Source organism: Streptomyces sp. NPDC058576, assembly GCF_042718715.1.
GTDB lineage: Bacteria > Actinomycetota > Actinomycetes > Streptomycetales > Streptomycetaceae > Streptomyces.
In genome coordinates this window covers 84,387-108,805 of record NZ_JBHXPF010000019.1, presented here as the reverse complement: position 1 = coordinate 108,805, position 24,419 = coordinate 84,387, and the positions used below count along the sequence as shown (strand labels likewise).

The following is a 24,419-nucleotide window of genomic DNA, read 5'->3' as shown; positions in this document are numbered from 1 at the left end:
GATTCGAGCAGCGAGAAGTCCTCCGATTGCCGGAACTCACGCCCCGCGTCCGACACCGGCGGAACGCGGCTTGTCCGCGAACACCCACCGGTTGCCCGCCAGCGCGTCGTTCGGCTCGGGCAGGGGGCCGCGGCCGTGCAGGCGGGTGAAGTCGAAGGGGGTGTGGACCGAGGTGGACCAGCCCCGGTCCGCCAAGCGGCCTGCGGAGTCGGGGCGGGGATTCAGATCGAACAGGTCCCGGAGGTCGATGCCGATCTGGTCCCTCGTGGAGGTGTACAGCGTGCTGTCGCGCTACTCCAGCAGGTCCTTCTCCAGCTTGACCTCGAAGGCCGGCGCGCAGATCCATCGGGGCCGGGACGCGTGCTGCCTTCGGGGCGGCCGAAAGACCGCCGAGCACCCGGTGCTTGAAGGCCAGCACCTCCTCCCGGTCGACCTCGAAGACCACGCAGCCGGGAGGCCAGTCGAGCCGGCCCGCGCGTGCGTCCAACCCCGCGCCGAGGAGGACCACTTGGCGGGCGCTCCGCGCGTGGGTGGTGCCGAGCACCGGGATCGGGCGGCGGGCCTGGGCGAAGGCCACGGCGTGCGGCGCGTGGGTGTGGGTGACCCCGCCGATCGACGGGAAGGCCCGGTAGAGACTGCGGTGCGTCTCGGTGTCCGTAGAGGGGCGCAGGTCCCCCTCGACGACCCGGCCGTCGTCCAGCGCGACGACGACGAGGTTTCCTCGCGCAGCCGGTCGTAGGGCACTCCCGAGGTCTTGACATCGGCGGCCTGGTCCTTGGGGGTCCTCAACAACGGCATGAACCTCGTCGGCGTCGGCACCGACTGGCAGCAGGTGATCAAGGGCCTGGCGCTGCTGGCCGCGGTCGGCTTCGACGTCGGGAACAAGCGCGGGGCGGGCTCCTGACCGGCCCCTGCCCCTGCCGCGAACAGCGCCGGTCCGTTCATGATCGTCTTTCGGGGGTCGGCGGGGTGGTCCACCATGGGAGGTACGTCGACATCCGTCTGGAGGCGTCACACCATGCGCCGTGAAGACCTCCCGGCCCCCGCGTCGGGCCTGCTCCTCACCCACTTCCTGACCGTCGCGGACGTTCCGCGTGCCCGTGCGTTCTACGCCGACGTCCTCGGCGGCGAAGTGGTCCTCGACGAGAATCCGTGCATCATCAAGCTCGCGAACAGCTGGCTGATCATGAACCCCGGCGGTGGCCCGACCCCCGACAAGCCCGACGTCACGCTTCACCCGCCGACCGATCCCGGCACCGCGACGAGCTTCCTGAACATCCGCGTGGCCGACATCGAACGCTGCTACCGCGAGTGGAGTGCGAAGGGAGCCGAGTTCCTCACCCCGCCGATCGACCGGAAGGCCGAGATCCGCTGCTATCTGCGCGACCCGGACGGCTATCTCATCGAGGTCGGCCAGGCCACGGGGCTGCTCGAAGGCATCCTGGCCGATCCGCCCGCCGGTCAGGACTGACGGGGCCGTGCCGGGCGTGGGGCCCACCGCTTGATCGTCTCCGGGCGGGGTAGCGAAACGGTATGACCACTGACAGAACATCGCCCGCGGCCGGCGGGTACGTACAGCCGGAGCTCGACGTCCGGGCGCTGACCGAGGTGCTCGACGGCGAGTACGCCGAGGTCCGCGACCTGGTCCGCGCCAACCTGGTGACGCACGCCTCCGTGCTGGACGAGGCCGACGAGCTCGACATCGACGCCTACCGCGAGCGGGTGCGCGAACTCGTGGTCGAGATGGCGGCGACGGGCCAGACCGGGATGGGCTTCCCGAAGCAGTACGGCGGAGGCGGCGACGTCGGGGCCTCGATCGCCGCGTTCGAGACGCTCGCCTTCGGTGATCTGTCGGTGCTGGTGAAGGTCGGGGTGCAGTTCGGGCTCTTCGGCGGCGCCATCCTGCACCTGGGCACCGAGCGCCACCACGACGCCTATCTGCCCGGCCTGGTCACCGGGGAACTGATGGGCTGCTTCGCGATGACCGAGACCGGGCACGGCTCCAACGTCCAGGCGCTCGGCACGATCGCACGCTACGACGTCGACAGCCGGCAGTTCGTCATCACCACCGAGGGCGACCAGGCGCGCAAGGACTACATCGGCAACGCGGCCCGCCACGGCGAACTCGCGGTCGTCTTCGCCCAGCTGGAGGTGGGCGGGGAGGCCAGGGGCGTGCACGCGTTCGTCGTGCCGATCCGGGTCGGCGGCGAGCCGGCCCCCGGGGTCCACATCGAGGACGACGGCCGCAAGATGGGCCTCAACGGCGTGGACAACGGGCGCATCCAGTTCGACGGGGTGCGGGTGGAGCGCGAGGCACTGCTCAACCAGTTCGCCGACGTCACCCCGGAAGGCGTCTACGAGAGCCCGATCGACAACCCCGACCGCCGCTTCTTCACCATGCTCGGCACCCTGGTGCAGGGCCGGGTCAGCGTCGGCGGCGCCGGGGTCAACGCGGCCAAGGTCGCCCTCGCGATCGCCGTGAAGTACGCCCTGCGGCGCCGGCAGTTCGCGGCCGGCGCCCAGGACGAGGAGCAGCTGCTCCTCGACTACGGACTGCACCAGCGCCGTCTGCTGCCGCTCGTCGCGCAGACCTACGCCCTGCACTTCGCGCAGGACGTCGTCCGCACGCAGCTCCACGACGTCTTCTCCGACCTGGAGAGCGACCCGCAGGCCCGGCGCCTGCTGGAGGCCCGCGCCGCCGGAACCAAGGCGCTCGGCACCTGGCACGCCACCCGGGTGATCCAGGAGTGCCGCGAGGCGTGCGGCGGCGCCGGCTACCTCGGCGTCAACCGGTTCGCCGCGCTCAAGGCCGACAGCGACATCTTCACCACCTTCGAGGGCGACAACCACGTCCTGCTCCAGCTCGTCGCCAAGGGCCTGCTCACCGACTACGCGAGCGAGTTCGAGGACCTCGACCAGCTGGGCATGGTCCGCTACGTCACCAACCTCGCCGTCGAGACCGTCATCGAGAAGACGTCGGCCCACAAGCTGCTCGAACGGGTACGGGACCTGCTGCCGGGCGGCGACGAATGGGACCAGGAAGCGGGCCTCCTCGACTCGGAGTACCAGCTCGCCATGGTCCGCTACCGCGAGGAGCACATGCTCGCCGGGGTGGCCCGCAGGCTCAAGCGCGGAATCGACCAGAAGGGCGATCCGGGCGCGGTCTTCTCGCAGGTCCAGGACCACGTCATCGCCGTCGCCCGGGCCCACATCGAGCGGCTGGTGCTGGAGGCGTTCGTCGAGAAGACGCGTACGCTGCCCGAGGGCGGCAACAAGGTCGCGCTGGGCCTGCTGTGCGACCTGTACGCCCTGTCGACGATCGAGGCGGACCGGGCGTGGTTCATGGAGCACGGCCGGCTGACCGTCCAGCGCTCCAAGGCGATCACCCGCGAGGTGAACGACCTCTGCCGCAAGGTCCGGCCCCTGGCGGGCGGCCTCGTCGACGCCTGGGGGATCCCGGACGCCATGCTGCGCGCCCCTGACCTGGTGGGCGGAGCCTGAACTCTTCACCGACGGACCCCGGGCCCGCTGCCCGGGGTCCGTCGGTGAACCGTCAGCCGGTGAACAACTGAGTGGCCTTGCGGACCAGTTCGTACAGCCCGTAGGCGAGCGGAGCGCCCACCCACAGCCAGGTGAAGGCGATCAGCGGCCGCCGGTCCCTCCCCGCGGAGGCATCAGGCGGACTCTGACTGCTGCTGTCGGACATCGGGCGCTCCCTTCTGCGCGGTGACGGCGGCGAGGTGGTGGGACGGGTGGACCGGGCGGACCAGTTCGTTGGCCACGAAGCCGACGACGAGCAGGGCCATCATGATGAGGAGGGACGTCCCGTACAGATCCGCGCCGTCCTTCCCGGCCTCCTCCTGCCGGTCGGCGATCCAGTTCACGATCAGCGGCCCCAGCACACCCGCGGTGGACCAGGCGGTGAGCAGACGGCCGTGGATCGCGCCGACCTGATAGGTGCCGAACAGGTCCTTGAGGTAGGCGGGGATCGTCGCGAAGCCGCCGCCGTAGAAGGAGAGGATGACCAGCGCGCAGAGGACGAACAGCGGCTTGGAGGAGTCTCCCACCAGGGCGATGAGCGCGTACATGAGCGTGCCCGCGCCGAGGTAGAGGCGGTAGATGTTCTTGCGCCCGACCAGGTCGGAGGTCGAGGACCAGCCGATCCGGCCGGCCATGTTGGCCGCGGACAGCAGGGCGACGAAACCGGCGGCCGCGGTCACCGACACGGGCGTTGAGGTGCCCGCGAAGAAGTCCGTGATCATCGGCGCGGCCTTCTCCAGGATGCCGATACCCGCGGTGACGTTCATGCAGAGCACGACCCACAGCAGCCAGAACTGCGGGGTGCGCAGCGCCTGGCGCGCCGACACCTGCGGTCCGGCGGGGGCGGCGGGGCTGCCGTCCGCCCGTCGTTCCTCGGTGCGCGGGCGCGGCACCCGTACCAGCAGGACGCCGAGCAGCATGAAGACGGCGTAGGTCAGTCCGTGCACCAGGAAGGCCAGGGCGATGCCGTGGCTGTCGCTGCCGAAGGACTCCAGCATCTGCGCCGACCAGGGCGAGGCGATCAGCGCGCCGCCACCGAACCCCATGATGGCGATGCCCGTGGCCATGCCGGGGCGGTCGGGGAACCACTTGATGAGCGTCGAGACGGGCGAGATGTAGCCGATGCCGAGGCCGATGCCGCCGACGAAGCCGTAGCCGAGGACGATCAGCCAGAACTGTTCGGTCGCGGCGCCGAGTGCGGAGAGCAGGAAGCCGGACGAGAAGCAGACGAGGGCGACGGTCATCGCCCATCGGGGCCCCCTGCGCTCCACGAGCGTGCCGCCGAAGGCGGCGGAGAGCCCGAGCATGACGATGCCGAGCTGGAAGGGGAGGGCGCTCTGCGTGCCGCTCAGACCGAGCGCGTCCTCCAGCGGTGGCTTGAACACGGACCAGGCGTAGGCCTGACCGATGGAGAGGTGGATCGAGAGGGCGGCCGGCGGCACCAGCCAGCGACTCCAGCCCACGGGGGCGATGGGGGGACTCATGAATCCCTCACCGTAGTGAGTGCGAATCTGGTTGAGAAGGCTGTTGATTAAACTTTCACCTTGTTCGTTTCGCGTGAGGGTGACGGATCCCCGCCGGCCGCCGCGCTACTCCCGGGGTGACGTCGCCGCGAGCACCAGCTCCACGCAGTGCGCCTCCAGTCGCTCGCGCGGGACGTCGAGCGTGCCGTGCAGCCACCCGGCGAAGAGGTTCGCGAGGCCGCCGACCAGGGCGTGCGCGGCCATCCGGCGGTCGATGTCGTCGCCCGTGGCGGAGAGCTGGCCGCCGACGAGGTCGGTGAACACCGGCATGAGCCGGTGGCTGCGGGCCCCGAGCACCGGGTCGGCGAAGGGCTCCAGGAGCAGCAGGCGGCCTTTGTGCGGTGCGTCCAGGACCAGGGCGACGAAGGCGGAGACGGCGGCCCGGGCCCGGACCTCGCGCTGCGGGTCGCTGAGCGCCACGGCTTCCTCCAGAGCGCTTCTGGCCTCGTCGGCGACCCGCTCGAAGGCGGCGAGGAGCAGGTCGTCGCGGCCGGGGAAGCTCTCGTAGAAGTAGCGGTCCGTCAAATGTGCCCGGCGGCAGACGGACCGGACCGTGACGGCCGCGCAGCCCTCCTCGCCGGCCAGGCGCTCGGCGACGTCCAGGAGGGTCTGCCGACGGGCGGCGCGACGATCGGCGAGCTTGGTCCCGCCCCAGCTCCGTTCCGTCAACTCCGGTTCCCCCGTGTTCTGTTCACGCAAGCGTGTGCTGTTCACGTCATTGACGACAGGTGTCCGCACATTTTAACCTGAGGACAGGTGTCATCAGATTGCTCTCCACGACCTCGCAACGGAAACCCCCAGCGGAGGTACACGTGACAGCGTCAGCGCACGGACCGGACCCGACCGGCCCGAGACCCCCCGAACCGCTCGGCCCCGACTCCCTCACCTGGCGCTGGTTCGGCGACTGGCGAGGTCTCCTCCTGGCTCCCTGGGCCGGATCGATGCAGAACATGCACCCCCAACTGGGCGCGGGCGTCGCCGAGCACTCGCGCTTCTTCGAGGAGCGCTGGGAGCGCCTCTTCCGCTCGCTGTACCCGATCGGGGGAGTGGTCTACGACGGGCCGCTCGCCGTCCGGACCGCCCGCGAGGTGCGCGGCTACCACGCGTCGATCAGCGGGGTCGACGAGCGCGGCCGTCCCTATCACGCACTCGACCCGGGCACGTTCTACTGGGCGCACGCCACGTTCTTCATGCTGACCGTGCACGTCGCCGAGCGTTTCGGCGGCGGCCTGACCGAAGCCCAGCGGCGCACGCTCTTCGACGAGCACGTCCGCTGGTACGCCTTGTACGGCCTCTCGATGCGGCCCGTTCCCGGCAGCTGGGAGGAGTTCCAGAGGTACTGGGACCACATGTGCGCCGACGTCCTGGAGGACAACCGGCCGACCCGGGAAGTCCTGGACATGCGCCGTATCGCCAAGCCGCCCCTGCTGAGGCTGCTGCCCACGCCGCTGTGGGCCCTCCTGCGTGTCCCGCTCGTCCGGCTGACGCTGTGGATCACGGTCGGCCTGTATCCGCAGGCCGTCCGGGACCGCCTCGGACTGCGCTGGACGCCCCACGACGAACGGCTGCTGTGCCTGCTGGGCCGGTCGGTGCACCACACCTGGCGGTACGTCCCCGAGCGCCTCCGCTACCACCCGCGCGCCCGGGCGGGCTGGGACCGCGAGCGGGGCCGGCCGGTGTCCGGCCCGCTGGAGACACCGGCCCGGAACCTGCCGCCCGAGGATCGACAGGGGCTCCCTCAGCACTACGCGCCGCCCTGCGACTAGTTTGTGCGGAGGACAGATGAGCAGGCCCGTGGTGGCAGAGACGCACGGGGGACGGGAGGTAGGGAAGAGTGTCGCTGCGCGGAGGCGATCCAGCCGAGATCGGCGGTTACCCGCTGGAGGAGCGGCTCGGTTCGGGTGGCATGGGCACGGTCTTCCTGGCCCGTACGAGTTCGGGCCGGCCTGTCGCGATCAAGCTGATCCACCAGCAGTTCGCGGCGGACGAGGAGTTCCGCATCCGGTTCCGGCAGGAGGTGGCGGCCGCACGGCGGGTGAGCGGCGCGTTCACCGCCGCCGTGGTCGACGCGGCTCCCGAGGCCGAGCAGCCGTGGATGGCGACGACCTACATCGAGGGGCTCACGCTCGCCCAGCGCATCACCGAGCAGGGCCCGCTGAACGGGGTGGAGCTGAGAAAGCTCGCCATCGGTCTCGCGGAGGCGCTGCGCGACATCCACCGGGTGGGCGTCGTCCATCGGGATCTCAAGCCCTCGAACGTCGTGCTCTCGCCCGAGGGGCCCCGCGTCATCGATTTCGGCATCTCGCGCGCCGCGGACCAGCAGACGCTGACGATGACGGGGCGGGTCATCGGGACGCCGCCCTTCATGTCGCCCGAACAGTTGCAGGCGCCGCGCGGCGTGGGGCCGCGGTCCGACGTCTTCTCGCTGGGGACGCTCCTGGTGTACGCGGCGACGGGCCACGGGCCGTTCGACGCGGACAGCCCGTACATCACGGCCTACCAGGTGGTGCACGAGGAGCCGTCGTTGGGGGCGGTGCCGATGGCCCTGCGGGCGGTCGTCGAGCCGTGCCTGGACAAGGAGCCCGAGGGGCGCCCGTCGGCGGACGAACTCCTCGTGCTGCTGCGGGATCTGCCGGCCGAGCTGGGCGGGACGGACACGGGCGGACCGGGAGTCGGCCGTACCCGCGACATGATCACTCAGCATCACCTCACGACCCCGGCCAGCCCGACCCCGGCCAGCCCGACCCCGGCCGCCCCAGCCGCATCCGGATCCGGGGACCGGGGCACCGGGGACACCGGCGTCGTGGGCACCGGTCGTCGGCGTCTGCGGTGGCGGCCCGTGCTGGCCGCGGCGGTCGCGGTTGCGGCGATCGGCGGGGGAGTCGCCGCGCTGACGTCAGGCGGTGCCTCCACGGACGGCCGCGGCGGCGGCGCGGGCCCGAGCACCGCGGCCCCGGCCGGCACCCTCCCCGAGGGCTTCGCACCGTGGCGCAGAACCGTGCTGGGCGGCCGCGAGGACATCCCCGACGAGCTGCGCTGCGTCGCGCGCGGCGAGGCGCTGTTCTGCGGGGGAGGCGGTGTGGTCGCCACCCGCCTCGACGCCAAGGACGGGTCGCGGGTGTGGACGGCGAAGAGCCCGGGCGTCCCCGTCCAGGGCATGCACCTGGTGGGCGCCACCGACGACACGGTGATCGGCTACCGCATCGCCGACCAGGATGCCCCGCAGGGCCCTCCCCAGGAGGTGGTGGCCCTCGACGCGGACAGCGGCCGGGAGCTGTGGTCCGTGCCGTCCGGCGCTCAGTCGACGGCCGTCACGGGCCGGAGCATGGACGCCGTCGTGGTCGGCTCCACGGTGGTGACGGTCGACGCCGCCGACTCCCGCTTCGAGGCCCGGGATGCCCAGAGCGGAGAGGTGGCCTGGACGACCCCGTTCCCGGCGGGGGCGCAGTGCGCGCCCGTCCCGGTGGGACAGCGGCTCCTCGCGATGTGCGCCACGGAAACGGAGATGAACGCCCTCCAGGTGCGCCACCCCACCGTGCGCACGCTCGCCCTCGACTCCGGCACGCTCGGCGAGTCCATCGCGGTCGACGGCCCCGTCGTGCCGATGGGCGTCGCCGACGGCCGGCTCGTCCTCCTCTCCCAGCACTACGAGGGCCCGGAACCCGCCGGGTACGACGGGGTGGCGCGGGTCGATCCGGCCTCGCGGAAGGTCACGTACTCCCGGCTCGACACGGCGTACGACGGCACGCCCGGCATGGCGGACGGCACCGTCTACGTGAGCGGGCAGACCGGCCTCGTGACGGCGTTCGACCCCGCGACCGGACGGAAGAAGTGGTCGCGGCAGACGGGCGTCGAGGGCGCGTCGGGGCCCGCGTCCGGGCCCGGCGCGGTGTACTTCAGCTCGGCCACCGGCCGGGTGGTCGCGCTGTCGCCGGACGACGGCGAGCGGCTGTGGACGACGGACCCGCAGGCCGACGGCCTGACGGGGGAGCAGAACGCGAGCCCGCGCGTGACCGTCGCGGGGCGCGCGGTGTTCGTGGCCGCGGACGACAACACGCTCTTCGCCTTCGACGCGCAGAGGCCGCCGAGGTCGAGCTGACCCCGGCGGCCTCCTGGGGCGTGTCGCATGGGCCGGCTGATCGTGACCCCCTCCGACTTGCAGGTCGGCGTCATAATGCCGCTCATCGGCGCGCCCGTACTGATCCTCCTGGTGCGATGCGCCGCTCGGTCGTGGTCTGCGGGCTGCTGTCGGCACGAAGCTGCTGCTGGTCGGCCTCGGCGTGGCCGCGACCGCCGCGGTGACCGCCGCGGCGGGCCCCATCGTCTTCGTCGCCCTTGCCGCGCCGCAGATCGCCCGCCGGCTCGGCGCTCGTCGGCGCGCTCCTGCTGCTCGGCGCCGACATCGCGGCGCAGCACGCGACGGAGGGGGTGATCCTGCCGCCTCGCGACCTGCTCAGTCGCCGAGGATCCGCTCCCACAACAGCCCGTCCCGCCAGCCCCCGTCGAGGAAGATCGCGGCGTGCGCGACGCCGTACGGGGTGAACCCGTTGCGGCGCAGCACCCGTTGGGAGGGCAGGTTCTCCAGGTTGGTGGACGCCTCGGCGCGGTGCAGGCCGAGTTCGTCCCGCATCACCCGGAGCGCCAGCTCGACGGCCCGCCCGGCGTGGCCCCGGTTCTGGGCGACCGAGGCGATCCAGTAGCCGACGGAGCCGCGGCGCAGATGGGGCTGCGGCAGGATGCCCCCGACGGTGATCTGCCCGACCACCTCGTCGCCCGCGAGCACCACTCCCGGCCAGACGGTGCCGGCCCGGTGTCCGGCCAGCAGGCCCGCGATCCGCTCCGCCTGGCCCTGAGGGGTGAAGAAGTCCTCCGGCTGGGCCGGTTCCCACGGCCGGAACGCCTCGGCGTCCCGCACCCGGTGGGCGGCGATCGGGGCGGCGTCGGCGGGCTCTATCAGGCGGATCCTGGTGCTGCTGGGCATGGGCCGGTCCTCGTCGGGATGGCGGATGGGACCGGCCCAACCTATGCGAGGGGTCCTAAGGGACCTTCACCCAGTCGAGGGTGCGCTCCACCGCCCTCTTCCAGCCCGCGTAGCCCTCCGCGCGCTGCTTCTCCGACCACTGGGGCGACCAGCGCTTCGACTCGTGCCACTGGGTGCGCAGTTCGTCGGTGTTCTGCCAGAAACCGGTGGCGAGCCCCGCGGCGTAGGCGGCGCCGAGAGCGGTCGTCTCGGCGACGACGGGACGGCTGACCTCGACGCCGAGGACGTCCGACTGGATCTGCATGCAGAGGTCGTTGGCGGTGACGCCGCCGTCGACCTTGAGCACGTCGAGATGGACCCCGGAGTCCTGCTCCATCGCCTCGACCACATCGCGGCTCTGGTAGCAGATGGCTTCCAGCGTGGCCCGCGCCAGGTGGGCGTTGTCGTTGTACCGGGCCAGGCCGACGATCGCGCCGCGGGCGTCGGAACGCCAGTACGGTGCGAACAGGCCGGAGAACGCGGGCACGAAGTACATCCCGCCGTTGTCCTGGACGCTGCGGGCCAGCTCCTCGCTCTCGGGCGCCGACTTGATGATCTTCATCTGGTCGCGCAGCCACTGCACCGCGGAACCGGTGACGGCGATGGAGCCCTCCAGGGCGTAGACCACCGGTTCGTCGCCGAACTGGTACGCCACCGTGGTGAGCAGTCCGTTCTGCGAACGGACCAGCTCGGCACCGGTGTTGAGCACCAGGAAGTTGCCGGTCCCGTAGGTGTTCTTGGCCTCGCCGGGGGAGAAGCAGACCTGGCCGACGGTGGCCGCCTGCTGGTCGCCGAGGACGCCCCCGATGGGGATGGCGGCGCTCAGCGGACGGGAGGTGCGGGTGGACCCGTAGGCCTCCGGGTGCGACGAGGGGTTGATCTTCGGAAGCATCGCCCGGGGGATGCCGAAGAAGCCGAGGAGTTCCTCGTCCCAGTCGAGGGTCTCCAGGTCCATCAGCATGGTGCGGCTCGCGTTGGTCACATCGGTGGCGTGGATGCCGCCGTTCGGGCCGCCGGTCAGGTTCCACAGGACCCAGGCGTCCGTGTTGCCGAAGAGCGCGTGCCCGGCCTCCGCCGCTTCCCGTACGCCGTCGACGTTCTCCAGGATCCACTGGATCTTGCCGCCGGAGAAGTACGTCGCCGGCGGCAGCCCGGCCTTGCGGCGGATGACCTCGCCCTTCCCCGAGCGCTCCAGGTTCGCCGCGATGACGTCGGTGCGGGTGTCCTGCCAGACGATGGCGTTGTAGTAGGGCCGCCCGTTGCGCGGGTCCCAGACCACCGTGGTCTCACGCTGGTTGGTGATCCCGATCGCCACAAGGTCGGTCGGCGACAGACCGCCGTGCCGCAGGGCGTTCTGGATCACCGAGTTGGTGCGCTCCCAGATCTCCACGGGATCGTGCTCCACCCAGCCGGAGCGGGGCAGGATCTGCTCGTGCTCCAGTTGGTGCCTGGCGACCTCGTTGCCGCCGTGATCGAAGATCATGAATCGGGTGCTGGTGGTCCCCTGGTCCACCGCGCCGATGAAGTCCGCCATGATGTGCTGCCTCTCCGGGCGCTGTGGTTCAGTCCGTGGGTGCCGGGACGCGACCCGGCGGTTCGGGCTCGGCGGACGGCAGGAAGCGTCCGACGAGGAACTTGTAGAGCCCGGCGCCCAACAGGCCGCCGAGCAGCGGGGCGATGATGGGCACCCAGAAGTAGAGATTCCCGTACTGGTCCCGCCACGCCCCGCCGTACCCGGTGAGGAAGCTCGCCAGCCGGGGGCCGAAGTCGCGGGCCGGGTTGATCGCGTATCCCGCGTTGGTGCCCCAGGCCATGCCGATCGCGACCACGACCAGGCCGATGATGAACGGGCCCATGTTCGAGCCGGGCGGGGTGTTCAGCAGGTCGGTGATGGCCATGATCAGCAGCAGCAGGATGGCGGTGCCGATGATCTGGTCGCGGAACGCGCCCCACTCGTGCACCGGCAGGGCCGGGTTGCCGTTGGCCGGCAGGGTGGAGAACACCCCCTGCGTCTTGATGGTGTGTCCGGGGTCGGCCTTCGCCAGCGCCTCGCTGTAGTTCCAGCGGACGATCAGCGCGGCCACGAACGCACCGGCCGTCTGCGCCACCGCGTACGGAGCCACCTTCTGCCACGGGAACCCCTTGAACGCGGCCAGCGCCAGGGTCACCGCCGGGTTGAGATGGGCCCCGCTCAGCCGCGCCGCCACGTAGACGCCGAGCGTGACGCCCAGCCCCCACGCCCAGGCGATGCTGTCGTGGTCCCCGAGCCCGCCGGCCGGATCCGTCAAGGCTCCGCCCGCCGACACCTGGGCGACGACTCCGCACCCGAAGAGGATGAGGATCATCGTGCCCGCGAATTCGGCCGACAACTCGCCGACCAATCCCGACTTCTTACCTAGCTCAGCCATGGAAGCTCGCCCTCCGCCGACGGCGCCGGCTGTCGACTATCCGAGCAGTGTCAGCAGGCTAAGGCGTTTCGACAAGAGAGGCATATCGGGAGGATTGGATGACGGGTGGGCGGCCCCGACGGTGGGCCGTTCGAGTGGCGGCGGGACGTCGGCCCGGCAGAGGCGCCATGGCGCGCGAGGTCCGTTTCGCGGGACCATCGCGGTCGCCGCACGGCACGAGCCCTGTCCGGAACGGAACCATCCGCACCTCACCCCACGGGAGCGCCGTATGACCACTCCGCACCGACCGTCCCGCCGCCGGATCCTCGGCACCTCGCTCGCCCTCGGCGCGTCCGCCGCGCTCGGACTCCCCGCCACCGCCCGTGCCGCGCGTCGCACGGCCGGCGCCCCGGGCGCGTCCGCAGCGAGCGAGGTCGTCCCCGTCGACTGGGCGGCGATCGGCCCCTACCCGGTCCAGGACGCCGCCGGACAGCGTGTCCGGACGATCCTGGCCGGCAGCTCCCGCCACCTCATAGGCCCGTGGTACGCCGACACCTACCGCACCTACCTCCCGGACGGATACATCGACCTCAAGGGCACCGACGAGCGGGCGATCCGGCTGCCCGCCATGGCGGCCGTCGCCACCGTGACCGCCCTGATCACCGGGGCGTACGACCCGAGAACCCTCTCGGCGGCCAACGCCACCATCCGCACCCGCAACCTGATCCGCACGCTCGCCGCCCGCCACCTGGCCAACAACGCCTCCACCGCGACCCGTTGGGGCAAAGGCTGGCAGACCGCGCTCTGGGCGTACTACACCGCCCTGGCCGGCTGGCTGTTCTGGAACGAGCTGGACGCGAAAGCGCGGGAGGACATCGCCGCGATGACGGCGTGGGAGGCGGACCGGCTCACCACCGGCGACGATCTGTACCTGGTCGGGAGGGGCGGCCACCAGCTGTACGAGAAGCGCCGCGACGGCAGCGCGGTCACCCCCGGCGACAGCAAGGCCGAGGAGGACAACTGGAGCGCCGCGGTCCTCTCGCTGGCCGAGGTCATGATGCCCGGCCACCCGCGCGCCGCCGCCTGGGGACGCCGCAACATCGAACTGCTGCTGGCGGCCGCCGCCTGCCCCGCCGACCTCACCGGGGACCGGACGGTCAACGGCATCGAGCTGTCCCGTTGGCTGCGCGGCACGAACATCGCCGACGACGGCACCCTGGACAACCACCACATCCTGCACCCGCTCTACATGGTCGCCTTCGACCAGAGCCTCTACGAGGGCTTCGTCTACGGCCTCGCCGACCGCAGGGCGCCCCGCGCCGCGCTGCACAACATCACCCGGGTCTACTCCGCCCTGGTCGACAAGCCCTTCCCGGCCCCCGACGGCTCGACGAGGACCATCTACCAGCCGGGCTCCGGAGCGATCCACTACCCCGAGGGCAACGACTGGGGCACCCACTTCCCCTTCTACTTCGGCAACTTCGATCTCCTGGTCTCCCTCACGGCCCAGGACACGGGCATCGACCCGTCCGCCGCCACCTGGGAACGCCTGCACAACGAGGAGCAGCTCCGGCTGATGGCCCGCTTCACCGACGGCCGGACCTACGGGCCGTCGGGGGAGAACACCTACTACGGCCGCGAGCACCGCATCGGCGCGATGGCCGGACAGGCGTTCCTCACCCTGTTCATGGCGCGCAACACGGTGCGGAACCGGCTGAGGTTCGCGTAGCCCGCTGCGGGCCGGCGTCCGGTGCACAGCGCCGGGCGTCCGCCCGCAGCGCGGGCAGGGTGCGCCAGGTGCGACCGGCCGCCGCCCCCGGCCCAGGGGCGAGACCACGGGTCTGAGACGCTGTCCCGGCACGTGCCTGACCAGGCGCTCCGCCCGTCAGGCGGCCACCGCAGCCGATCCACCCGCAAGGAAGACATGCAGGGAGTTCTCACCGGATTCACGGTGATCGCCACCGTGATCGCCGTCGGGTACGTCATAGGGCGCCGCGGGTACCTCGGGCAGGACGGCCGCACCGTGCTGACCCGGCTCGCCTTCAACGTCGCGACCCCGGCCCTGCTCTTCACGATGCTCGCGGGCGCCGACCTGTCCGTCGTCCTGTCGGAGCGTCTGCTGGTCACGGCCATCGCCACGGGAGCGGCGGCCGCCGTGTTCGTCGTGGTGGCCGGGCCGTTCCTGCGCTGGGACGCGGGGCGGGTCACGATCGGCGCCCTGTGCTCCAGCTACGTCAACGCCGGGAATCTGGGCATTCCCATCGCCGTCTACGTACTCGGCGACGCCTCGCTCGTCGCACCGGTTCTGCTGCTCCAGCAGATCGCGGTGACTCCGCTGGCCCTGACCGTCCTCGATCTCAGCCGGCCCGGGGAGCCGGTGTCGGTTCTGCGGCGGCTGTCCACCCCCCTGCGCAACCCCATGGCCATCGCGTCGCTGTCCGGTGTGGCGGTGGCCGCCGCCGGGTGGACCGTGCCCGGTCCGCTGCTCGAACCGCTCGTCCTCATCGGCAACATGTCGGTCCCCGCGGTCCTCCTCGCCTTCGGGATATCCCTGCGCGGCGGCGAACGGCCGGGCCGTGGCGAGGACCGGGGGGCGCTGTACCTGTCCGCCCTGCTGAAGACGGTGGCCCAGCCGCTCGTCGCCTGGGCCGTCGGCGCGGGCCTGTTCCACCTGCGGGGCGAGGCGCTGCTGGACGTCGTCGTGATCGCCGCTCTCCCGGCCGCCCAGAACCTCTTCACGTACGCCTCGCACTACAGGGTCGCCGAACGGTTCGCGCGGGATTCCATCCTGCTGTCCACGCTGCTGTCCGTTCCGGCGCTCATCACCGTCGCGGCGCTGCTGGGCTGACGGCGCGGCACCCGGGACATCCGCATCGGAATGCGGCAGCGCCCACCGTGTTCCGCTCGGCGGTGGAGGCGAACCGAACAGAGCACGAGCCCGCCGAGTTCCCCCGGAACCCATCGAAAAACTACCGATTTCGGGGACATACGGCGGAAAGGGAGGGGCACGAGGCTGTCAGCGGTTGATGAGGAAAAGGAAAGCCCGCCCGGACAACGACCAACCGGCGCCGGCGACCGCCCGCCAACCGCCCCGAATACCTCATGCATTTCCGTGCGAACGAAGGAGTTTCTTATGTCCGAGAACCTGTGGGGATACCAGCCGACTGCCGGTCACACCGCCGGCACCGACCTGATCGGCTACAAGGTCGAGGCGACGGACGGCAGCATCGGCAAGGTCGACAAGCACTCCGACGACGTCACGTCCTCGTACCTGGTGGTCGACACCGGCGTATGGATCTTCGGCAAGCACGTCCTGCTTCCGGCGGGCACGGTGAGCCGGATCGACAACGGCGACAAGAAGGTCTACGTCGACCTCACCAAGGACCAGATCAAGGACTCCCCGGAGTTCGACAAGGACAAGCACATCGGCGACGCGGACTTCCACCGCACGACGGGTGAATACTACGGCCGTCCCGTGCGCTTCTTTTTTTCGCCCCTACCCCACCGCGGGGGGGCCCCGACCAATCTGGCGTCGGGCCCCACCCGCTGTCCGTGTCTCCCTCGCGTCAGTGCTCGCGCGGCGAGGCTAGGACGTACACCGTCTCCTCCGGGATGTGCCGCGTGTCCCGGCGCGCCAGCAGCCAGTACAGCACCGCCGGGACCACGAGGCCCACGATCCAGGAGACGTCCGCGCCGCCCAGCGGGCCCGCCAGCGGACCGGTGTAGAAGTGCGTCACCAGGAACGGGAGCTGGGTGAGGACGCCGATCCCGTAGACGGTGAGGGCGTCCCAGCGCCAGGCGCCGTAGCGGCCCCGGGGGTCGGAGAGGGCGGGGATGTCGTACCGCTCCCGCGAGATCAGGTAGTAGTCGACCAGGTTGATCGCCGACCACGGGGTGAAGAACGTCAGCAGGAACAGCAGGAAGTCCTTGAACGAGGTCAGGAAGCTGTCCTTGCCCAGCAGCGCCAGCGCTGTCCCCGCCACCATGATGAGCCCGATGTACACGGCCCGGCCGCGCGGCGACAGCGTCCGCTGCCCCCGGAATCCGCTGATGCTCGTCACCATCGACATGAACCCGCCGTACGTGTTGAGCACATTGATGGTGAGCTTGCCGAGCGCGATCACGAAGTACAGGAACGAGGCGATCAGGCCCGCGCCGCCGAGGCCGACCACATAGCCGACCTGGTTCGCGAGGAAGGCCTCCCCGGCGGTCGCCGCGACGAGCACCCCGAAGGTCATCGACCACTGCGAGCCGATGGCCGACCCCGACAGCGTCCACCAGAACGTGGACCGCCCCGACGTCGTACGCGGCAGATAGCGCGAGTAGTCCGCGACGTACGGTCCGAAGGCGAGCTGCCAGGACGCCGAGAGCGACACCGCCAGCAGGAACATCGGCAGGTCGAAGTGCGCGTCGCCGAGCAGCGCCGAGAGGTCCACCCGGTCCAGGAGGCGGATGCCCAGATAGACGAAGGCCAGCGCGCAGACGACGCTCGCCACCCGCCCCAGGACGTGGATCACCCGGTAGCCGACCGCCGCCATGACGGCCGTGACCACCGCGAAGACGACGATGCCGGTGGTGTCGTTCGTGTGCATGAGCCGGGCCGTCGCCTGGCCGGCCAGCACGCTGCCGCTCGCGAAGAAGCCCACGTACATGAGGATGACCAGCAGCAGCGGAACGACCGCGCCCTTCACCCCGAACTGGGCCCGGGACTGGATCATCTGGGGCAGACCCAGCTTCGGGCCCTGCGCGGAGTGCAGGGCCATGACCGCGCCGCCGAGCAGATTGCCCAGCAGCAGGCCGACGACGGACCACACCACGTCGCCGCCGGAGACGACGGCGAGCGCGCCCGTGACCACCGCCGTGATCTGGAGGTTGGCGCCGAGCCAGAGGGTGAACTGACTGAACGCGGTGCCGTGCCGTTCGTCGTCCGGGACGACGTCGATGGAGCGGCGCTCCACCAGGTCTTCGGCTGCCATGAATGCGGCTCCCTGGTCTCTCGGTGGTGTGGTGCCGCCCGCCCGGCCCCGGCATCCCGGGACCGGGTGCGGCTACTTCTTGATGCCGTGCTCCGCCGCCCACTCGTACGCGACGTCCTCGGGGTCCTTCCGGTCCTTGTCCACCAGGCGGTTCAGCTCGGTGAGGTCCTTCGTGGTCAGCACCGCCCCGAGGCGGGCGAGCGCCTTGCGGACCGTCGAGTCGGCCTTGCGGTCGGCGATCAGCGGGACGACGTGCTGGCCGGGGATGAGGTTCTTGGGGTCGGTGAGGACGACCCAGCCCTCGGCGGCGATGTCGGTGTCGGTGGTGAAGAGGTTGGCCACGTCCACATCGCCCTTCTTGAGGGCCCCCTTGACCAACGGGCCCGAGGAGTCGAGGGACTTGAACTCCTTGAACTCCACGCCGTACACGTCCTTGAGGCCCACCGAGCCCACCGTGCGCTTCTTGACCTCGGGGGCCGCGCCGATGACGAGCTTGCCGTTGTGCTTCGCGAGGTCGGCCAGGGACTTCAGGCCGTACTCGTCGGCGGTCTCCTTGGTCACCGCGAAGGCGTCGGCGTTCTCCGCCTCGCCGTACGGGAGGATCTGCAGGCCGCGCGGCAGGAGCATCGCGAGGGCGTTCTGCATCGTGCCCTCCTCGGTGGCCGTGGCCTTGGTGTCGAGGTAGTGCAGCAGCGCGCCCTGGTACTCGGGCAGCAGATCGATGTCGCCGCCCTTGAGCGCGGGGATGAGGATCTCGCGGGTGCCGAGGTTCGGGCGGACCGTGGTCTTCACCCCGGCCGCTTCGAGGGCGGCGGCGTAGAGGTGTCCGAGGACCTGGTTCTCGGTGAAGTTGGCGGTGCCGATGGTCACGCCGCCCTTGCTGGAGCCGCCGCCCCCGCCACCGGACCCCTCCCCGTCGAGGGAGGTGATGCCGCTGCTGCACGAGGCGAGCGCGGGGACGGTGGCGGCGGCGAAGAGTCCGCCGAGGAGAGCTCTGCGGTTCATGTGGTTCAGGCGGTTCACGCGCTTCATGCGGGTCATGAGGGGCTGACTCCTAGGACTGCGGGGCGGGGCGGTGGCGGAAGAGGACACGCTGGAGGGCGGAGAGCGCGAGGTCGAGGACGACGGCGACGAGGGCCACGAGCACGGCGCCGCCGAGGACCTGGACGAGGTCGCGCTGGGCGAGCCCGTCGAAGACGTACCGGCCGAGTCCGCCGAAGGAGACGTACGCGGCGATCGTCGCCGTCGCGACGACCTGGATGAGCGCGAGCCGCAGCCCGGTCATGATCAGGGGCAGCGCGAGGGGCAGTTCGACCTGGAAGAGGACCTGGTGCCAGCGCATGCCCTGACCGCGCGCCGCGTCCCGCACCTCCGGGTCGACCGCCGTCATCCCGGCGTAGGTGTTGGTGACGATGGACGGGACCGCGAGTGCCACCAGCGCGATGTAGACCGGCCACATCGACAGACCGCTGGCGAGGAAGACGAGGACCACGAGACCGACCGTGGGCAGCGCCCGCCCGAAGCTGGACAGGTTGATCGCGACGAACGCGCCGCGCCCGGTGTGGCCGATGAGCAGGCCGACGGGCAGGGCGATGGCGGCGGCGACGAGGGTGGCGAGCAGCGAGTACTGGAGGTGCTCGGCGAGCCGGTGGCCGATGCCGTCGGAGCCGGTCCACTGCTCGCCGCTGACCAGCCAGGAGCCGAGGCCCTTGAGGAGTTCGTACATGAGGTCAGGCCCCCTGCTTCTGCCGGCGGGTCCACGGCGTCAGGACGTACTGGAGGGTGACGAGCAGCGCGTCCGCGACGAGCGCGAGGAGCAGGGTCAGGACGACGCCGACGATGACGGGGGTGGGGAAGTTGCGCTGGAACCCGTCGGTGAAGAGCTGGCCGAGCCCGCCGTCGCCGATGTACGTGGCCACGGAGACCAGGGAGATCGCCATCACGGTCGCGATCCGCACGCCCGCCATGATCACGGGCAGGGCGAGGGGCAGCTCGACGGTGAGCAGGGTGCGCAGCGGCCGGGTGCCCATCGCCTTCGCGGCCTCCTTCGTCCGGGCGGGGACGGAGTCCAGGCCCTCGACGGTGTTCCGCAGGAGCACGACGAGCGTGTAGATCGTCAGGCCGATGACGGTGGTGGTGCGGGTGAGTCCGCTGACCGGGAGGAGGAGCACGAACACCGCGATGGACGGGATCGTGAACAGGACGTTCGACAGGCCGAGGAGCAGTCCCCGCAGTCTGCGCACCCGGTGCGCCAGCACGGCCAGGGGGAGCGAGATCAGCAGGCCGAGGAGGACGGCGGTCAGCGCGGCCTGGAGGTGGGAGAGCGTCAGGGTGGTGAGGTCGTCGGTGTGGTCGGCTATCCACGACCAGTCGACACTCACACCGCCACCGTGCTCGCCGCGCTGTGCACCTGGCCGGCCCGGTCGTGGATGTCCTCGCGGGAGGTGACGCCGGTGAGGACGCCGTCCGCGTCGACCCGGGCCACCAGGCCGCTCGGCGCGGCGATCGACTCGTTGAGAGCGGAGAGCAGCGAGTCGGTGTCCCGCAGGGGCCGGACGGGTGTCTCCGCGCCGCCCTTGCCCTCGCTGTCGCGCCAGGCCAGCGGTTTACGGGCGGCGTCCAGGGTCAGCTGCCAGCGGGTGCCTTCGGGCGCGGGCCCCTGGGCGACCTCTTCGAGCGTCGTCAGGGACAGCAGCTTCAGACCGCGCTCCGCGCCGAGGAAGTCCTCGACGAACGCGTCCGCGGGGCGGGCCAGCAGCTCGGCGGGGGAGGCGCACTGCACGAGGTGGCCGCCGGTACGGAAGACGGCTATGCGGTCCCCGAGCCGGACGGCCTCGTCGATGTCGTGCGTGACGAAGACGATGGTCTTGTTCAGCTCTCTCTGGAGGCGCAGCAGTTCGTCCTGGAGCTGGGTGCGGACCACCGGGTCGACGGCCCCGAAGGGCTCGTCCATCAGGAGGACCGGCGGATCGGCGGCGAGCGCGCGGGCCACGCCGACGCGCTGCTGCTGGCCGCCCGAGAGCTGGTGCGGGTAGCGCCTGGCCGCGTCGGCGGCGAGGCCGACCGTCTCCAGGAGCTCCGCCGCCCGTGCCCGCGCCTTCCTGCGGCCGTGGCCGAGCAGCAGCGGTACGGTCGCGATGTTGTCCAGGACGGTGCGGTGCGGGAAGAGCCCCGACTGCTGGATCACGTAACCGATGGAGCGGCGCAGCTCGGCGGCGTCCTGCTCCAGGACGTCCTTGCCGCCCACCCTGATCGTCCCGGAGGTCGGCTCGACCATCCGGTTGATCATGCGGAGCGTGGTCGTCTTGCCGCAACCGGAAGATCCGACGAGGACGGTCACGCCCCCTTCCGGCAGATCGAGCGTGAGGTCGTGCACCGCGGTCGTGCCGTTGGGGAAGCGCTTGTGGGCCTTGTCGAATTGGATCATGAGGAGTCCCTTGCCCGGCTGCATATCATCATGCAGAGTTCTCGGTGACTGAATAGATTGTCAATAGGTCGTCGCCGCTCGGGTGCAAATCCCTGGTTACTCATGGCCGTAGGACAAGACGGAGTGCCCGACAGAGGAGGAATTGCAACTGATGTCGTCTCACGTATCGGACAGGGTGGCCGATGGCAACGATGCGGTCGTCGTCCTCGACGGTCGCCGACTGATGGTCGCAGATGTCGTACGCCTGGCCGAATCCGTCGCCAGGCCCGTACCGGCCACCGAGGGCATGAAGCGCGTGGAAGCCTCGTGGAACGCCGCGCGGGAAATCGCCTCGTGGGGGCGCGTCTACGGCCGCTCCACCGGCGTCGGCGCGAACCGGAATGAGTCCGTGCCCACCGAGGCGGCCGCCGACCACGGCCTGCGCCTGCTGCGCAGCCATGCCGGAGCGATCGGCGAGGAACTCCCCGCACGGCAGGTCCGCGCGATGCTCGCCGTCCGTGCCAACCAGCTCCTCGCCGGTGGCGCCGGGCTGCGCCCGACCGTCGTCACCGCGCTCTGCGAGGCCCTGGAGACCGGCGCCTACCCGAAGGTCAACGAGTTCGGCTCGGTCGGCACCGGCGACATCGCGGCGCTCGCGCAGATGGGCCTCGCGCTGGCGGGCGAGCACCCCTGGCAGGGCACGGGGGCCGCCCCCGGGCCACAGCCGCTCGACAACAACGACGCCCTCGCCCTGATCAGCAGCAACGCCCTCACCCTCGGCCAGTCCGCCCTCGCCCTGCACGAACTGCGCGCCCTGATCGGAGCCACCCAGGTCGTGGCGGCCCTGTCCCTGATGGCGATCGACGGCAGCTACGAGGCCTACGCGCTGCCCGTCCACGAGGCCCGGCGGCACACCGGTTCGTACGCGGTCGCCGAGCGGATGCGGCTGCTGCTCGGGGCCCCCGACCGCCCGACGCCCCCGCTCGGCCGGATCCAGGACCCGTACGGCCTGCGCTGCGTGCCGCAGATCCACGGGCCCGCGCACGATGCGGCGGACGCGCTGGAAGAGGTCCTCGGCGTCGAGATCAACGCGGCGGCCGAGAACCCGCTGATCTCCGCGGACGACATGGCCGCCTACCACCACGGCGGCTTCTACCTCGCCCAACTCGCCCTTTCCCTGGACCACTTCAGGCTCGCGGTGACCCAGGTCGCCCGGCTGTCCACCTCCCGCCTCTCGACGCTGAACGAACCGGGCTTCACCCGGCTGCGCCCGTTCCTCGCCGACGGCGAACCGGCGTCCTCGGGCGTGATGATCCTCGAATACGCGGCCGGGGCGGCCCTCGGCGACCTGCGGGCCTTCTCCGCACCCGCCTCCCTCGGGCACGCGGTGCTCTCGCGGGGCGTCGAGGAGCAGGCCAGCTTCGCGTCGCTGGCGGCGCGCCAGACCCTGCGGGCGTGCGAGGCGTTCCGGCTCGTCGTGGGATGCGAACTCGTTGCAGCCGTACGGGCGTTGAGCCAGCGCGAGCTGCGCCTCGACCCGGAGCTGCCCGTCGGCCGCGCCTTCGAACTCGCGGCCTCGGTGCTCGACGCGGACTCGGCCGACCGGCCGTTGACGGACGATGTGGCGGCGGCGGCAGGACTGCTGGACCGGTTCGCCGAGCTGTGGGCGGCCTCGGGGCCCGGGGGTCACCCGAAGGTGAAGACGTAGGCCTGGAGGCCTTCGTCCACGCGCAGATCGAGGCGTGCGGTCCGGGCGTCCTTGTCGTCGGTGAGGCGGTAGAGCGTCGGCGAGCCGGTCACGTTGATCGTCTTGGTCGCCTCGCCGTTCACGAGGACGGTGACCTTTCCGGTCCCCGCGAGGACGAGGTTGGCGTTCTTCGCGCGGTAGGTGAACGCCAGCCGGGCGTCCTTCCCCGCCGTGAACTGCTCGTACCCGGCCGTCCATGTGCCGTCCAACGACAGCTTGTTGACCGGGAGACTGCCCTTCGGGAAGCGGTAGGCGGTCGCCTTGTCGTCCACCAGAGGCACCCCGACGTAGCCGCGGATCCGCAGATTGCTCAGATACGTCTCGGGCGTCCGGCCGGCGGCCAGGTCGTCCATCGCACGGCCCGTGGGCTTCGGGAGGGCGACGGTGGGATCGGCCTGCCGGAGCAGCTCGCGGATCATCTTCTCGGTCTTGTCGTACTCGCCCTCACCGAACTTGAAGTAGCGGACGGTGCCTTGGGCGTCGATCAGATACTTGGCGGGCCAGAAGCGATTGCGGTAGTTGTCCCAGGTGGCGAGGTCGTTGTCGAGGGCGACGGGCCAGGTCACACCGAGCTTCTCGGCTCCGGCGACGACGTTCCCGCGCTTCTTCTCGAAGGCGAACTCGGGGGAGTGCACGCCGATGATGCGCAGTCCGGCGTCCTTGTAGGTGCGCTCCCAGTCCTGCAGATGCGGCACCGCACGCTGGCAGTTGATGCAGGAGTACGTCCAGAAGTCGACCAGGGTGACCTTGCCGCGCAGGCTCTTCAGGTCCACGGGCCGGTCGCCGGGGGTGTTGAACCAGGAGTCGATGCCCTCCAGCGCCGGGGCCTTCCCGCACGAGCGGAGTTCGTCGGCGCCGTCCTCGCAGCGGGAGAGCTCCTTGTTGGAGTTGTCGTACAGGCCGGACAACTGCTGCCGGGCGGCGTCGCTGTCCTCGATCTTCTTCTGCACGCCGGAGGTGTAGTCGGGCAGCGACCGCTGGATCGCCGCCGTGACGTCGAGGGCCAGACCCAGGGCGAGGACGATCATCAGGGAGCCGGCGGCGATCCGCAGCCCCCGGGCGCGGCGGCGGAACGCGGCGACCCGGTCGGCGACCCTGCGCCCGGCCAGGGCGAACACGAGCAGGGGTACGGCGGTGCCGACGGCGAACGACAGGGTCAGCACCACGATGTCGGAGCTGATCTCGCCCCGGGCGCCCGCGATGGTGATCGCCGCCAGCACGGGGCCGGCGCAGGGCACGTACAGCAGACCGAGGCCCAGGCCGAGGGCGAAGGCACTGCCCTCCTTGTTGACCTGGCGCTGCGGGATGCGCGCGAAGGGCTTCTCCAGCAGGCGTTCGACGGGCGGGAAGATCAGGCCCAGGCCGATGAGGACGAGCAGTCCCAGGCCGATGTAGCGCAGGATGTCCTGCGGCAGGCCGAGGGCGGAGATGATCGTCACGCCGAGCAGGGTGAAGAACGCGAAGCTGACGACGAGCCCGGCGACCACGGCGTACGGACGCCGATTGCGCGGGGAGCGTTCGGGTGCGGCCGGGGGAGCGTTCCGGGAAGCGGTCGCCACCGCGCCGCCCGCCCCGCCCGCCGTCCCGCCGCCGCCGTCGCCTCCGGCTTCGCCGGGGGACCGGGCCGGCTTCCCCGCGTCCTCGCCCCGGCCGGTGCCGCCGGCCAGGAACACGACCGGCAGGACGGGCAGAATGCACGGCGAGACCGCGGTGATCAGCCCTCCCAGCAGCCCGATGAGGATCAGCGTGATCATGACGTACCGCCTCTCGCGGGAGAGAGCGGCAGTGTCCGCGGCCCTCACCACCTATTCGGCGCCGGG

General features: G+C 71.1%; 19 protein-coding genes and 4 pseudogenes. 10 read left to right on the top strand and 13 right to left on the bottom strand.

Annotation, left to right across the window (positions count from 1 at the left end):
- Nucleotides 1-36: 36 nt before the first annotated feature.
- Nucleotides 37-759 (bottom strand): annotated as a pseudogene (locus ACFWRV_RS16260) (class I SAM-dependent methyltransferase); the annotation flags it as partial.
- On the opposite strand from ACFWRV_RS16260, the pseudogene ACFWRV_RS16255 reads away from it, so the two are divergent.
- From ACFWRV_RS16255 to ACFWRV_RS16245, 3 genes and pseudogenes are all read left to right on the top strand, one after another.
- A pseudogene (locus ACFWRV_RS16255) lies at nucleotides 751-904 on the top strand (sugar ABC transporter permease); the annotation flags it as partial. The pseudogenes ACFWRV_RS16260 and ACFWRV_RS16255 overlap by 9 nt on opposite strands.
- Before the next feature lie 114 nt (nucleotides 905-1,018).
- On the top strand, nucleotides 1,019-1,471 hold the full coding sequence (locus ACFWRV_RS16250; RefSeq protein ID WP_384334468.1) for a VOC family protein: 453 nt from the start codon (nucleotides 1,019-1,021) through the stop codon (nucleotides 1,469-1,471).
- Between the two features lie 62 nt (nucleotides 1,472-1,533).
- On the top strand, nucleotides 1,534-3,501 hold the full coding sequence (locus ACFWRV_RS16245; RefSeq protein ID WP_384334466.1) for an acyl-CoA dehydrogenase: 1,968 nt from the start codon (nucleotides 1,534-1,536) through the stop codon (nucleotides 3,499-3,501).
- A gap of 52 nt (nucleotides 3,502-3,553) precedes the next feature.
- Here the strand turns inward: ACFWRV_RS16245 and ACFWRV_RS16240 are convergent, their stop codons facing one another.
- The 3 genes from ACFWRV_RS16240 to ACFWRV_RS16230 form a co-directional block, all read right to left on the bottom strand.
- The gene (locus ACFWRV_RS16240; protein WP_384334463.1) at nucleotides 3,554-3,706 is read right to left on the bottom strand and encodes a hypothetical protein; all 153 of its coding nucleotides are present in this window, start codon (nucleotides 3,704-3,706) and stop codon (nucleotides 3,554-3,556) included.
- Entirely contained in the window at nucleotides 3,675-5,024 is a 1,350-nt protein-coding gene (locus tag ACFWRV_RS16235) for an OFA family MFS transporter (protein WP_384334460.1), read from the bottom strand. Before ACFWRV_RS16235 ends, ACFWRV_RS16240 begins: the two co-directional genes overlap by 32 nt.
- Nucleotides 5,025-5,129: 105 nt before the next feature.
- The gene (locus ACFWRV_RS16230; protein ID WP_384334507.1) at nucleotides 5,130-5,732 is read right to left on the bottom strand and encodes a TetR/AcrR family transcriptional regulator; all 603 of its coding nucleotides are present in this window, start codon (nucleotides 5,730-5,732) and stop codon (nucleotides 5,130-5,132) included.
- 143 nt (nucleotides 5,733-5,875) lie between these two features.
- On the opposite strand from ACFWRV_RS16230, the gene ACFWRV_RS16225 reads away from it, so the two are divergent.
- The 3 genes and pseudogenes from ACFWRV_RS16225 to ACFWRV_RS16215 all read left to right on the top strand — a co-directional run.
- Nucleotides 5,876-6,829, top strand: a complete 954-nt coding sequence (locus ACFWRV_RS16225; protein ID WP_384334457.1) for an oxygenase MpaB family protein — start codon at nucleotides 5,876-5,878, stop codon at nucleotides 6,827-6,829.
- A gap of 68 nt (nucleotides 6,830-6,897) precedes the next feature.
- Entirely contained in the window at nucleotides 6,898-9,162 is a 2,265-nt protein-coding gene (locus tag ACFWRV_RS16220) for a PQQ-binding-like beta-propeller repeat protein (protein ID WP_384334454.1), read from the top strand.
- 154 nt (nucleotides 9,163-9,316) lie between these two features.
- Nucleotides 9,317-9,503: pseudogene (locus tag ACFWRV_RS16215) on the top strand (iron chelate uptake ABC transporter family permease subunit); the annotation flags it as partial.
- 13 nt (nucleotides 9,504-9,516) lie between these two features.
- Here the strand turns inward: ACFWRV_RS16215 and ACFWRV_RS16210 are convergent.
- From ACFWRV_RS16210 to ACFWRV_RS16200, 3 genes are read right to left on the bottom strand one after another with little or no spacing between them, the layout of a single operon-like run.
- Nucleotides 9,517-10,044: a GNAT family N-acetyltransferase gene (locus ACFWRV_RS16210; RefSeq protein ID WP_384334451.1), complete on the bottom strand. Its 528-nt coding sequence runs from the start codon at nucleotides 10,042-10,044 to the stop codon at nucleotides 9,517-9,519.
- Between the two features lie 55 nt (nucleotides 10,045-10,099).
- On the bottom strand, nucleotides 10,100-11,617 hold the full coding sequence (gene glpK, locus ACFWRV_RS16205; RefSeq protein ID WP_384334448.1) for a glycerol kinase GlpK: 1,518 nt from the start codon (nucleotides 11,615-11,617) through the stop codon (nucleotides 10,100-10,102).
- 28 nt (nucleotides 11,618-11,645) lie between these two features.
- Entirely contained in the window at nucleotides 11,646-12,491 is an 846-nt protein-coding gene (locus ACFWRV_RS16200; RefSeq protein WP_384334446.1) for an MIP/aquaporin family protein, read from the bottom strand.
- Between the two features lie 268 nt (nucleotides 12,492-12,759).
- On the opposite strand from ACFWRV_RS16200, the gene ACFWRV_RS16195 reads away from it, so the two are divergent.
- From ACFWRV_RS16195 to ACFWRV_RS16185, 3 genes and pseudogenes are all read left to right on the top strand, one after another.
- Nucleotides 12,760-14,199 carry a hypothetical protein gene (locus tag ACFWRV_RS16195; RefSeq protein ID WP_384334443.1) on the top strand — a complete coding sequence of 480 codons (1,440 nt, stop codon included), beginning with the start codon at nucleotides 12,760-12,762 and terminating at the stop codon, nucleotides 14,197-14,199.
- 195 nt (nucleotides 14,200-14,394) lie between these two features.
- Nucleotides 14,395-15,318 (top strand): AEC family transporter, encoded by a 924-nt coding sequence (locus ACFWRV_RS16190; protein ID WP_384334440.1) that lies wholly within the window; start codon nucleotides 14,395-14,397, stop codon nucleotides 15,316-15,318.
- Between the two features lie 285 nt (nucleotides 15,319-15,603).
- Nucleotides 15,604-15,942 (top strand): annotated as a pseudogene (locus ACFWRV_RS16185) (PRC-barrel domain-containing protein); the annotation flags it as partial.
- Nucleotides 15,943-16,036: 94 nt separating this feature from the next.
- On the opposite strand, the gene ACFWRV_RS16180 reads toward ACFWRV_RS16185, so the two are convergent.
- From ACFWRV_RS16180 to ACFWRV_RS16160, 5 genes are all read right to left on the bottom strand, one after another.
- The gene (locus ACFWRV_RS16180; protein WP_384334437.1) at nucleotides 16,037-17,446 is read right to left on the bottom strand and encodes a purine-cytosine permease family protein; all 1,410 of its coding nucleotides are present in this window, start codon (nucleotides 17,444-17,446) and stop codon (nucleotides 16,037-16,039) included.
- 72 nt (nucleotides 17,447-17,518) lie between these two features.
- Nucleotides 17,519-18,451: an ABC transporter substrate-binding protein gene (locus ACFWRV_RS16175; RefSeq protein WP_384334504.1), complete on the bottom strand. Its 933-nt coding sequence runs from the start codon at nucleotides 18,449-18,451 to the stop codon at nucleotides 17,519-17,521.
- Nucleotides 18,452-18,500: 49 nt separating this feature from the next.
- Complete coding sequence (locus tag ACFWRV_RS16170; RefSeq protein ID WP_384334434.1) at nucleotides 18,501-19,172, bottom strand: ABC transporter permease; 672 nt, start codon at nucleotides 19,170-19,172, stop codon at nucleotides 18,501-18,503.
- A 4-nt stretch (nucleotides 19,173-19,176) separates the two neighbouring features.
- On the bottom strand, nucleotides 19,177-19,827 hold the full coding sequence (locus tag ACFWRV_RS16165) for an ABC transporter permease (protein WP_032788395.1): 651 nt from the start codon (nucleotides 19,825-19,827) through the stop codon (nucleotides 19,177-19,179).
- Nucleotides 19,824-20,897 carry an ABC transporter ATP-binding protein gene (locus ACFWRV_RS16160; protein WP_384334431.1) on the bottom strand — a complete coding sequence of 358 codons (1,074 nt, stop codon included), beginning with the start codon at nucleotides 20,895-20,897 and terminating at the stop codon, nucleotides 19,824-19,826. The genes ACFWRV_RS16165 and ACFWRV_RS16160 overlap by 4 nt, the downstream gene beginning before the upstream one ends.
- A gap of 127 nt (nucleotides 20,898-21,024) precedes the next feature.
- Here ACFWRV_RS16160 and ACFWRV_RS16155 point away from each other — a divergent pair, with 127 nt between their 5' ends.
- Nucleotides 21,025-22,560 (top strand): aromatic amino acid ammonia-lyase, encoded by a 1,536-nt coding sequence (locus ACFWRV_RS16155; RefSeq protein ID WP_384334428.1) that lies wholly within the window; start codon nucleotides 21,025-21,027, stop codon nucleotides 22,558-22,560.
- Here the strand turns inward: ACFWRV_RS16155 and ACFWRV_RS16150 are convergent.
- Entirely contained in the window at nucleotides 22,539-24,353 is a 1,815-nt protein-coding gene (locus tag ACFWRV_RS16150) for a cytochrome c biogenesis protein DipZ (RefSeq protein ID WP_384334425.1), read from the bottom strand. The two genes, ACFWRV_RS16155 and ACFWRV_RS16150, sit on opposite strands and share 22 nt — an antisense overlap.
- Nucleotides 24,354-24,419: the final 66 nt, after the last annotated feature.

What these genes read in the sequence shown, in the direction of transcription:
- ACFWRV_RS16250 (WP_384334468.1), top strand. Translation starts at nt 1,019, where the DNA reads ATGCGCCGTGAAGACCTCCCGGCCCCCGCGTCGGGCCTGCTCCTCACC.
- ACFWRV_RS16245 (WP_384334466.1), top strand. Translation starts at nt 1,534, where the DNA reads ATGACCACTGACAGAACATCGCCCGCGGCCGGCGGGTACGTACAGCCG.
- ACFWRV_RS16240 (WP_384334463.1), bottom strand. Translation starts at nt 3,706, where the DNA reads ATGTCCGACAGCAGCAGTCAGAGTCCGCCTGATGCCTCCGCGGGGAGG.
- ACFWRV_RS16235 (WP_384334460.1), bottom strand. Translation starts at nt 5,024, where the DNA reads ATGAGTCCCCCCATCGCCCCCGTGGGCTGGAGTCGCTGGCTGGTGCCG.
- ACFWRV_RS16210 (WP_384334451.1), bottom strand. Translation starts at nt 10,044, where the DNA reads ATGCCCAGCAGCACCAGGATCCGCCTGATAGAGCCCGCCGACGCCGCC.
- glpK (WP_384334448.1), bottom strand. Translation starts at nt 11,617, where the DNA reads ATGGCGGACTTCATCGGCGCGGTGGACCAGGGGACCACCAGCACCCGA.
- ACFWRV_RS16200 (WP_384334446.1), bottom strand. Translation starts at nt 12,491, where the DNA reads ATGGCTGAGCTAGGTAAGAAGTCGGGATTGGTCGGCGAGTTGTCGGCC.
- ACFWRV_RS16195 (WP_384334443.1), top strand. Translation starts at nt 12,760, where the DNA reads ATGACCACTCCGCACCGACCGTCCCGCCGCCGGATCCTCGGCACCTCG.
- ACFWRV_RS16190 (WP_384334440.1), top strand. Translation starts at nt 14,395, where the DNA reads ATGCAGGGAGTTCTCACCGGATTCACGGTGATCGCCACCGTGATCGCC.
- ACFWRV_RS16180 (WP_384334437.1), bottom strand. Translation starts at nt 17,446, where the DNA reads ATGGCAGCCGAAGACCTGGTGGAGCGCCGCTCCATCGACGTCGTCCCG.
- ACFWRV_RS16175 (WP_384334504.1), bottom strand. Translation starts at nt 18,451, where the DNA reads ATGAACCGCAGAGCTCTCCTCGGCGGACTCTTCGCCGCCGCCACCGTC.
- ACFWRV_RS16170 (WP_384334434.1), bottom strand. Translation starts at nt 19,172, where the DNA reads ATGTACGAACTCCTCAAGGGCCTCGGCTCCTGGCTGGTCAGCGGCGAG.
- ACFWRV_RS16160 (WP_384334431.1), bottom strand. Translation starts at nt 20,897, where the DNA reads ATGCAGCCGGGCAAGGGACTCCTCATGATCCAATTCGACAAGGCCCAC.
- ACFWRV_RS16155 (WP_384334428.1), top strand. Translation starts at nt 21,025, where the DNA reads ATGTCGTCTCACGTATCGGACAGGGTGGCCGATGGCAACGATGCGGTC.
- ACFWRV_RS16150 (WP_384334425.1), bottom strand. Translation starts at nt 24,353, where the DNA reads ATGATCACGCTGATCCTCATCGGGCTGCTGGGAGGGCTGATCACCGCG.